This is a genomic window from Paenibacillus sp. FSL R7-277 (assembly GCF_000517965.1).
GTDB classification, from domain to species: domain Bacteria; phylum Bacillota; class Bacilli; order Paenibacillales; family Paenibacillaceae; genus Paenibacillus_AQ; species Paenibacillus_AQ silagei.
In genome coordinates this window covers 1-9,774 of the sequence record NZ_ASPX01000066.1, presented here as the reverse complement: position 1 = coordinate 9,774, position 9,774 = coordinate 1, and the positions used below count along the sequence as shown (strand labels likewise).

The 9,774-nt window shown below is 55.1% G+C and carries 8 protein-coding genes and 1 riboswitch; of the genes, 5 read left to right on the top strand and 3 right to left on the bottom strand.

Annotation, left to right across the window (positions count from 1 at the left end; genetic code table 11):
- Positions 1-328: hypothetical protein (locus C173_RS35025; protein ID WP_235191950.1), on the bottom strand; the 328-nt coding region annotated here is incomplete at its 3' end.
- A gap of 48 nt (positions 329-376) precedes the next feature.
- Positions 377-1,555: a PstS family phosphate ABC transporter substrate-binding protein gene (locus C173_RS19035; protein WP_036727424.1), complete on the bottom strand. Its 1,179-nt coding sequence runs from the start codon at positions 1,553-1,555 to the stop codon at positions 377-379.
- 233 nt (positions 1,556-1,788) lie between these two features.
- Positions 1,789-1,936, top strand: a riboswitch (FMN riboswitch).
- A gap of 127 nt (positions 1,937-2,063) precedes the next feature.
- Here C173_RS19035 and C173_RS19030 point away from each other — a divergent pair.
- Positions 2,064-3,026, top strand: coding sequence for a DMT family transporter (locus tag C173_RS19030; RefSeq protein WP_036727422.1), 963 nt, complete (start codon positions 2,064-2,066; stop codon positions 3,024-3,026).
- A gap of 146 nt (positions 3,027-3,172) precedes the next feature.
- On the opposite strand, the gene C173_RS19025 is transcribed toward C173_RS19030, so the two are convergent.
- Complete coding sequence (locus tag C173_RS19025; protein WP_036727421.1) at positions 3,173-4,330, bottom strand: hypothetical protein; 1,158 nt, start codon at positions 4,328-4,330, stop codon at positions 3,173-3,175.
- Positions 4,331-4,518: 188 nt separating this feature from the next.
- Here C173_RS19025 and C173_RS19020 point away from each other — a divergent pair, with 188 nt between their 5' ends.
- The 4 genes from C173_RS19020 to lysA form a co-directional block, all read left to right on the top strand.
- A complete protein-coding gene (locus C173_RS19020; RefSeq protein WP_036727419.1) occupies positions 4,519-5,184 on the top strand; it encodes a stage V sporulation protein AA in 666 nt (221 codons plus the stop codon).
- Positions 5,181-5,606, top strand: a complete 426-nt coding sequence (locus C173_RS19015; protein ID WP_036727417.1) for a stage V sporulation protein AB — start codon at positions 5,181-5,183, stop codon at positions 5,604-5,606. The genes C173_RS19020 and C173_RS19015 overlap by 4 nt, the downstream gene beginning before the upstream one ends.
- A 955-nt stretch (positions 5,607-6,561) precedes the next feature.
- Positions 6,562-8,325, top strand: coding sequence for a spore germination protein (locus C173_RS19010; RefSeq protein WP_081751240.1), 1,764 nt, complete (start codon positions 6,562-6,564; stop codon positions 8,323-8,325).
- Between the two features lie 192 nt (positions 8,326-8,517).
- Positions 8,518-9,774, top strand: a 1,257-nt coding sequence (gene lysA, locus C173_RS19005; protein ID WP_036727415.1) for a diaminopimelate decarboxylase, incomplete at its 3' end; no start/stop codon positions are given.

The following is a 9,774-nucleotide window of genomic DNA, read 5'->3' as shown; positions in this document are numbered from 1 at the left end:
AAAAACCGATTACAATGGGCAGGCGCGGGGCGTGTGGACCAAATGTAATCGAAAAACCGATTACAATGGGCAGGCGCGGGGCGCGTGGACCAAATGTAATCGAAAAACCGATTACAATGGGCAGGCGCGGGGTGCGTGGGCCGAATGTAGGCGAAAAACCGATTACAATGGGCAGGCGCGGGGCGAGTGGACCAAATGTAATCGAAAAACCGATTACAATGGGCAGGCGCGAGGCGTGTGGACCAAATGTAATCGAAAAACCGATTACAATGGGTGAGCGCAGCGGCGTGCGGCCGGATGTATGCGGAAAACCGAATACAATGGGCAAGCGCAGGCACCAGCATCCTCTTACCCCATTAGGATGCTGGTGTTCTGCTTATTTTACCGGAGTATATCCGGTCTTCTCAACCAGCTCCTGGCCCTCGGCAGACAGAATCCAGTCCAGGAACGGTTCAATGTTCGGGTTGGTGCTGCCGGCCGTTACAGCATAGAATTCCACGGCGAGCGGGTATTCGCCGCTGCGGATGGTCTCCTTGGAGGGCGGCACCTGATCGATAGCCAGCAGCTTGATCTCATCGCTGGCATTCATCTGTGAGGCGTAGAACAGAAAGCTGAAGCCGAGCGCGTTATTGAAGTTGCGGTAGCTGGCGGTGAGGCTGATAATCCCGCTCATCACATCCGCGACATTCTCCTTCGGGGGAGCCATCAGCTGGCGGTCCTCCATGATTTTTTGCAGCTTGGTCTGGCTGCCGCTGTTCTCTGCACGCTGAAAAGCACGGATAGACGCCTTCTTGCCGCCAACCTCCTTCCAGTTCGTGACGGTGCCGGAATAGATATCCTTAATCTGCTCTACCGTTAAGCTGTCCACCGGATTGCGCTTGTTGACGAAGAAGACGAACGCTTCGCGCCCGATCGGGGTGAGCTTCAGTTCACGACCTGCCAGCTTCGCCTGCTTCGTCTGGGCCAGCGAAGGGGCGGCGGCAAAGATAATATCAGCATTCCCGGCGATCAGACGCTTGTAAGCCTCGGAGGTGCTGGTGCACAGGACGAGATCATTTCCGGTCAGCTCAATGCTGGAATTGTATGTATCCTGCGGATACACGGCTTGGGCAAAAGCGGAATACAGCGGATACAGCGCAGTTGCACCATCCAGACGAGGCAATTGCTCCGTAAGCTGATAGGACGCCTTGTGATCGAGGGAAGCAGCTTTGCTGTTCGCCTCAAAGGGGGCGTACTCAAACAGGTCGACCTCCGGCTCCCTCACTTCCGCAAGGCTGTTCACATACGCTTGTCTGATCTCATGGCCTACGGCTGCCAGCACACAGATTCCGGCAAAAGCAGCCAGGAGCATCCGGCGTAGCTTCCTGCTGAACAAGCCGAAGATGCTGAGTATGGAGAATACAGCCAGCCCTGAAGCAACGACCAGGACAAGTGGGCCGTAGAACAGCATCCCTCCGGTAAAAGAGACAATAAAGTAAGTAATAAAGCCGCTAATGGCAAGGCCGGCCAGAGCAAAGATGGAATACAGCAGATTGGTCGGAAAGCTTCTTTTCATGATGACCTCCAAATAAAATCTCTATAATGGGTATGATTAATGCTCATACTATAGTGTATCGCAAGCCGCCGTTTCTGCCAAACGAACCAGAACCTGGATACGGTACGCAGATTTGCTTGGCAGAATGATTGTTTTAATGATTATTTAATGAAATATAATGATTATTTTCATAAAAAGCTGGACGAAATGAAGAATCAGAGGTATTCTGGGATTGTGAAAATAATAACAGAATACAAGATTCTCGGGGTAAGGTGAAATTCCTGACCGGCGGTGATGTTCGTGAGAACTAAGCCCGCGACTCGTTACTCTATCACAAGAGGAAGCGACTGATCTGGTGACAATCCAGAGCCGACGGTAAAGTCCGGATGGGAGAGGATCATAAGATAAAGGCAGGCGGGTCTATTCCGTATGTCTTTATTGATAACGCCCCCGATGTTTGTCCTGTTCTCAGGACTCACGGGGGTTTTTGGTCTCTATCGAGGGTTTGTATCGACAAGGAGAATGAAAGATGAGTAATGTATCTGCTTCATCCCAAGGCGTGCGTACCGCACCGGTGCGCAGCGGATTCTGGCTGGTGGTTCTGGGGGCGGCCTTATGGGGAGTTGACCCGCTGTTCCGTATTATCCTGCTGAAATCCCTGACTTCGTCCCAGATTGTACTGCTTGAGCATGTTGTGCTCTTCCTGGTTGCCGCTCCAGTAATGTGGCGCAATCGCGCAGAGCTGAAGGGTGTCCGTCTGCGCCAGGCCGCAGCGCTGCTCGTGGTATCGTGGGGCGGCTCAGCCGTAGCGACCATTCTGTTCACCAAGGCCTTATCCAGCGGAGACTTCAATGCCGTGCTGCTGCTCCAGAAGCTTCAGCCCTTGTTCGCCATTGGTCTTGCCGCTGTTATTCTAAAAGAACGCCTGCCGCGCAATTTCGCACCGCTGCTTATTGTTGCGCTGGCCGGGACGTACCTGCTGACCTTCGGCTGGACGATTCCCTTCGGCCATGTGAACAGCTTCATGGGCGTAGGAAGCCTGATGGCGCTGGGCGCTGCTGCTTTGTGGGGCGGCTCTACAGTCATGGGCCGTTATCTGCTGGGCTCAATGAAATATGAGACAGTAACCTCACTGCGCTTCATTCTGGCGCTCCCGTTGCTGTTCGTAATTACAAGTATGGAAGGCGCCCCGTGGCAGATGAGCGGCGGAGTCAGCGGCTCGGCGGCAGTTGCCATTAACCTGCTGCTGCAGGCGCTGCTGCCCGGACTGCTCAGCATGCTGCTCTACTACAAGGGACTGAATACGACCAAGGCTTCGGTAGCAACCCTGGCCGAACTCAGCTTCCCGATGACCGGTATTCTGATTAACTGGGTCGTCTATCAGCAGCTTGTAACCTTGCCGCAGATTGTCGGCTTCGCGCTGATCTGGACGGCGCTGTTCTTTATCTCCAGTCAGCAGAGGGATCAGCTGCAGCCGGCCAAACAGAATTAACTTCATAGCGCTACAGTCTGAGGGGACATACCCCAGGACCTGGCGTAACATACAGAGAGGATGTTCCTACACGGCCGCGCCGTCCGGGAACATCCTCTTTGTTGTATAGGCAGACTCGGGGCAGGGGGGCCGCCGCTGGAGTGATTTTATTTCACATATGGAGTGACCTTAATGCTTTTGTACCCAAGCTCCTTAAGCTGCGCTGGTGCGATATACAGTCTGCTTGCCGAATTGAAGCTGTTAACAGGGGTGAGGACTGCGTGATTGCTACCGTTTGTAATTTTATAGATGTAAGCCGCAGAAGGGTCGCCGGTTGCGCTAATGTTCATGACTTCGATGTTCCAGCCGAGGGCCGCTGCAAGCGGCTTCACCGGTATCCACTCTTGTCCGCCCTTAGTGAATATGGTGGATACATCCACACTTTTTCCGTCCAGATTCAGGTTGTGTTCATAGGCTAAGGTGATCGGCATCTCCGTGACAGGCAGCTCTTTCAGCAGCATCCCCTTAGGGAATGTGACTTCCGGTCTTGAAGATGGAGCAGCAGGGAACAAGGCTTCAAGCTCGCGGGCATCCTTGACCAGCCGTGACGATCCGTCCTTTAGATTATAGATCCAAGGGAGACGTTTGGGCTCGTTTTTGACATATTGCAGCAGTCCCTTCGACAAGTTCCAGTTGTTCAAGGTCCCCCTCAGCAGCTCCTGCCGCTTCCCGGTGGACGGATCGTACGTACTGATCACATTCTGCCTGGCAGCCTCATTATATCCGCTCTCAAGCAGCGTATGCTGGTTGATCCACCAGGCATTGTAGTACCGCTGAGTAGCATAATAGACAGATACTTTTCCAGTCGCCGTATTTTTCAAATACTGATCACCGAATTTCGCGATATAGCCGTCCGGCTGCCGTTCATAACGGGAACGCTCCAGAACACCCCAGCGGCCATCAGGAGAGAGGGCGTATTCGCTTTTGCGCATAATGGACTGGCTCTGCGTATCGTAGACATAGGCTTGCTCCGGATCATCCATCCCCGTCAATTGCAAGTTCCCGCTGTCACTCTTCCGGAAATGTTGAAAAGCCTCCGGCCATTTACTATATGTCCCATCCGGCTGCCGGGCAATGACAGCATTGATGAACCGGTTCCCGTCCAATTGACTCACCGAATACAGCTGGACGTTGCTGTTCTTGCTGGTATAGGAATCGTATACCTCGATCTTCTCGGCTGCATGTGCTGTGAGCGGCGCAGCGAATGCCAGAAGCATCGATACAGAGAGAACTATCCGTAAGGAGTGGTGCAATGCTTGTCTCATATGAACTTCCATCCCTTCTGTGTAAATAACTGTAACTATAGACGGCCCTGAGGCAGGAAAAGTTTCGGTGGTCCTGCGTAAGTCACGATGAATTGCGGAGGAGAAGAGTAAAAATAAGCCTTTTTTCCCATACTACCCTTATTCTTGCCGTAGGACCGCATCACACCTGAGCTTAAGGAGGCCCGCAGATGAACACTGATTCCCCGGCTACATGCATATATATCCAGCTTAAGAACCGGGTGACGGTGCCCAAGGGCAAGGGGGTGCTGCTGCGCGATGTCGCTTATCTGATCACTGATCCGCAGTGGCGGGAGCCGCTCTATACACTGCTTTTGCTTCAGCCCAAGGAGAGTGACGGTAATCTGATCCTGGTTGATCTGCTGACCGTCATTCCCCGGATTCAGGAAGTGTACCCCGATGCGGAAATTCAGCCGATTGGCGAAGGCCGCACCATTGTACAGATTGAAGGTCCGTCTACGGCTGCTAAACCTTCTATAGCCCTGTTCGTGCTGGTCTGGCTGCTGCTGTTCTTCGGCTCGGCGCTGACGATTATGAATTTCCATGCCGATGTCAGCATGCTGGAGGTACAGATCCGGATTGTGGAGATGCTGACCGGCCGCAGGGACGAGCATCCTTATCTGTTTCAGATCGCCTATTCGCTGGGCATCGGGCTTGGAATGGTGATTTTTTTCAATCATTTGTTCAAAAAGAAATGGAACGAGGAGCCGACTCCCCTTGAGGTGGAAATGTTCCTGTATCAGAAGAATATCGATCAATATGTAATCAACGAGGAGTACCGCAAAATGAAACGCCGCAGGGACGAGGCGCCCGGCAGCCGGGAGGGGAGCACATGACCGCACCAATGTCACTCGGACTTCATCTGCTGCTTGGGATTGCCGGGGGAATCGCAGTGGGCGGCGGGGTGATTGCGCTATTCGTAGTGCTGGATATCATCCCCCGGCTGGCACAGCTCACCTCCTCCTATGACAAGGTTCACTGGTATGAGGGAGCGATGGTCGGCGGTTCCCTGCTGGGGACGGTGAGCGATTTCTGGAACTGGAAAATGGCGGCCGGCCCGCTGATTGAGCTGGGGGTCGGCCTGTTCAACGGCATATTTATCGGCATGCTGGCGGCGGCTCTGACGGAGGTGCTGAATGTCCTGCCAATCCTGGCTAAACGTCTGCATATGACCCATCTGCTGCTTGGTCTCTTAATGGCGATGGTATGCGGCAAGGTAGCGGGGTCGTTGTTCGACTTTTTTGTATATCAACAGTAAAGGGGGCTGGGGAGTGAGGTATATTCACAGCGGTGATCAGATAGAGACGGATCAAAAGAAGGACCGTTCTGCGCAGCAGAAATCGCCGGAGAAAAAGGCGCCGGAGCAAGAAGATCAACCGGCTGCGTCCCAGAGCGGCAAGGGTCAGGAGCTGGAGGCGTCGGCGGAGCTGGGCGCGGTGACGGAGCAGAAGCCGCCGGAGCAGGAAGAGCAACCGGCTACATCCCAGAGCGACATAGGACAGGAGCTGGAGGCGTCGGCGGAGCTGGGGGCGGTGACGGGGCAGAAGCCGCCGGAGCAGGAAGAGCAACCGGCTGCATTCCAGAGCGGCAAGGGTCAGGAGCTGGAGGCGTCGGCGGAGCTGGGGGCGGTGACGCGCCCGATTGAAGGCGGGCAGGAGAGCCCGTCGGGCCTGGATGCTCCGCCAGATAGTGGCGGGGACGGGAATGAAGCGGCCCGGGGGGCGAGTCATGGAGAAGCTGGCGGCGGTCAGAGTGCTGCGGCTGGAGAAGGTGAGGATAGCAGCGGTAAGAACGCTGCATCTGGAGATGGCGGGGCTGTCGGCGGGAAAGATGCTGCGGCTACAGATAATGAGGCCAGTCCCGGGGATGATCCCGCATCCGAGAACGGAGACGGTCAGGAATCGTCCGGCGGAGGAATCAAAGGGTTCTTCAGCAGTATGTTCGGCGACGATGCCGGGCCGGAGGAAGCATCTGCGGAATCCGGTACGGGAGACCAGGCAGCAGACGATTCGCAGCAGGGAACACAATGTGCAGAAGATTCTGCCTCCGCCGGTTTTGCAGGCCCGGAATCAGCAGATTCCGAAGGTGCGGGTGCACCCGAGCAGACCGGAGCTGCACAGGCAGGGACAGATCATTCAGGAACGGATCATTCAGCTGCGGATTCCGGCGCGGGACAGGGAGCCTATGAAGACGGCAGAGGACAGTCACAGGATATGGAGACCTCGGACGAGTTGGGGGCTCAGACGCAGGATAAGAGCCATAAAGGCTTTTTTGCCAAATTATTTGGAGATGATGAAGAGCCTGAGGATCAGGAGGACGGTCAGGAAGCTGGTCAGCCCCAGCAGCCGAAGCAGTCTACCCCCAAGCAGTCCGCCCCTAAGAAGTCCAAAGCCGGCCAGGGAGCGGATTCTGCAAGCAAGTCCAATGACCCTCTGCAGCAAAAACGTGACAATGAACGCTCTGACTCCCTGGAGCAGTCGATTACTTATTGGCAAGGCAACGACAAGATCCCGCAATCCCTGGCTGATGCGAAGAATACACTGACCGAGGTACTTGGGCTGGGCTCCTCCTTCGATATTGTGTTCAGGGAAATGTCCTTCGGCGGGAAAAGTGCGGCGCTGCTCTGCATCAGCGGCTTCGCCAAGGATACGATTATCGATGAAATTCTGAAGCGCCTGACGTATCTGACCCCCGAAAATGTATCGGCAGATGTACTCGCCAGCTTCATGAGTGAATATATTCCCCATGTCCAGGTGGAGAAAGGCGAGTTGTTCAGCGAGAGCATCAACAAAGTGTTAGCCGGCATGAGCGCGTTCTTCATTGAAGGGGAATCGCAGGTTATCATCATGGATACCCGTTCGTATCCTTCCCGCAGCCCGGATGAGCCGTCGATTGAGCGGGTGGTCCGCGGATCGCGGGACGGCTTCACAGAGACGCTGCTAAGCAACGTGGCTCTGGTTAGAAGACGTATCCGCGACCCTGGGCTGAAGCTGGAGATGCATCAGATTGGACGGCGGACCCGGACAGATGTCTGCTTAGCTTACATCGATGATATCGTGGATAAGACCCAGGTGCAGGCCGTTACGGACAAGCTGAAAAGCGTCAATCTCGACGGCATTCCCCTGGCGGACAAGCAGCTGGAGGAAGCGATTGTCGGCGGCGGCTGGAACCCCTATCCGCTGGTCCGTTATTCGGAACGGCCGGATATTGTCGCTTCCCATCTGCTGGAGGGTCGGGTGGTTGTGTTTGTCGATACTTCCCCGAGTGTCATGGTGCTGCCGACGACGTTTTTTGATCTGTGCCAGCATGCGGAAGAGAACCGCCAGACGCCTTTTATGGGAACCTATCTCCGCTGGGTCCGCTTCATCGGGATTTTTGCATCGATGTTCCTGCTTCCGCTGTGGATGCTGATGGTTCTCCATCCGGAGCTGAAGCCCGGCATGCTTGATTTCATCGGTCCGCAAAAATCAGCCAATCTCCCGCTCATTGCCCAGTTCCTGATCGTTGAGCTGGGGGTAGACCTGCTGCGGATGGCTGCAGTGCATACACCGACGCCACTCGGCTCCGCGATGGGGCTGATCGCTGCCATTCTGGTGGGTGATATCGCCGTACAGACCGGGCTGTTTGTCAATGAAGTGGTGCTCTATATGGCGGTGGCCTCTATCGGGATGTTTGCAACGCCGAGCTACGAGCTGGGGCTGGCCAACCGGATTGTCCGGCTTGCGCTGCTGCTGGCGGTGGCTGCTTACGGCATCCCCGGCTTCATGATCGGGACGACGCTGCTGGTGGTGCTGCTGACCACGCACCGTTCGTATAATTCTCCTTACATGTGGCCGTTTATACCATTTAATGCAAAAGCCATGGCGGAGATCCTCCTGCGTCAGCCGGTGCTCAGCTCCAAAACAAGGCCATCCTTCAACAAAACAAGAGATAGCACCCGGATGCCTGAGCATAAGGATGCCCCGCGCAAGTCGTAGGAAAATACAAATCAACTGCAAAAAAGTCCATTCAATGGTGTTCCCTCTGTCTGTTATACTGAATATACTGAACAGCCCCGCAATAAGCCGTATCTGTATTCTGAGCATCTGTTTCAGGAACGCATCGGGGCCCCAAATCATATACTAGACAGGGTGGAACGGATGATTCCACAGAAATTGGAGGACTGCGCAATGTTTTTACACGGGACGAGCCGAATCAATGATGCAGGGCATTTGGAGATCGGCGGATGTGATGTAACCGAATTGAAGGCGGAGTATGGGACACCGCTATATATAGTGGACGAGCAATTGGTCCGCCGCCGCTGCCGCGAGTACATGGAGGCGTTCACAGCTTCCGGTCTCGGGTTCCAGGTGGCTTATGCCAGCAAGGCGTTCTCGACAATGGCGATGTGCCGGCTTGCGGATGAGGAAGGTCTGTCGCTGGATGTGGTCTCCGATGGAGAGCTGTATACTGCGCTGCAAGCCGGTTTCCCGGCGGAACGCATTCATTTCCACGGCAATAATAAGACACCGGATGAGATTGAGATGGCGATCGATGCAGGGATTGGCTGCTTTGTCGCTGATAATCTGGTGGAGCTCCGTCTGCTTCAGTCCATTGCCGCCCGCAGAGAAGTGACTGTTAATATTCTGCTGCGCGTTACGCCTGGAGTGGAGGCTCATGCCCATCATGCCTACGCATCGACAGGACAGACCGACTCCAAATTCGGCTTCGATATCGGCAACGGCTCGGCCCGTGAAGCGGTCAGCCTGGCTGACAGCCTGGCTAATCTGAACCTGCTCGGCGTGCATTCGCATATCGGGTCGCAGATTTTTGAGACCGAGGGCTTCCAGCTTGCCGTTGAACGTATTGCCGAGTTCACCCGTACCGTCAAGGAAGAGCTGGGAATCTCCTTCCCTGTAGTCAACCTGGGTGGAGGCTTTGGAATCCGTTATGTGGACGGCGATACGCCGCTGCAGGTGTCCGAATATGTCGCAGCCATCACAGATGCAGTGAAGACCCACTTCGCCGGCATTAACGATTCGCTGCCGCAGATTTGGGTAGAGCCGGGCCGCAGTATCGTAGGGGATGCCGGAACGACTCTGTACACGGTTGGAACCAGCAAGGAAATTCCGGGAGTGCGCAAATATGTAGCTGTTGACGGCGGCATGACAGATAATCCGCGTCCGGCCCTGTATGAATCCAAGTACGAAGCGCTGTTGGCAAGCCGTGCGACTGAGCCTAACGTGGAGAAGGTATCCATCGCCGGCAAATGCTGTGAGAGCGGCGATATGCTGATCTGGGACGTTGAGCTGCCTAAGGTGGAGAGCGGCGATCTTCTGGCTGTGGCCTGCACAGGCGCGTACAATTACTCCATGGCCAGCAACTACAACCGTATCCGCCGTCCGGCGGTGGTGTTCGTGCAGAACGGGCAGAGCGATCTGGTTGTA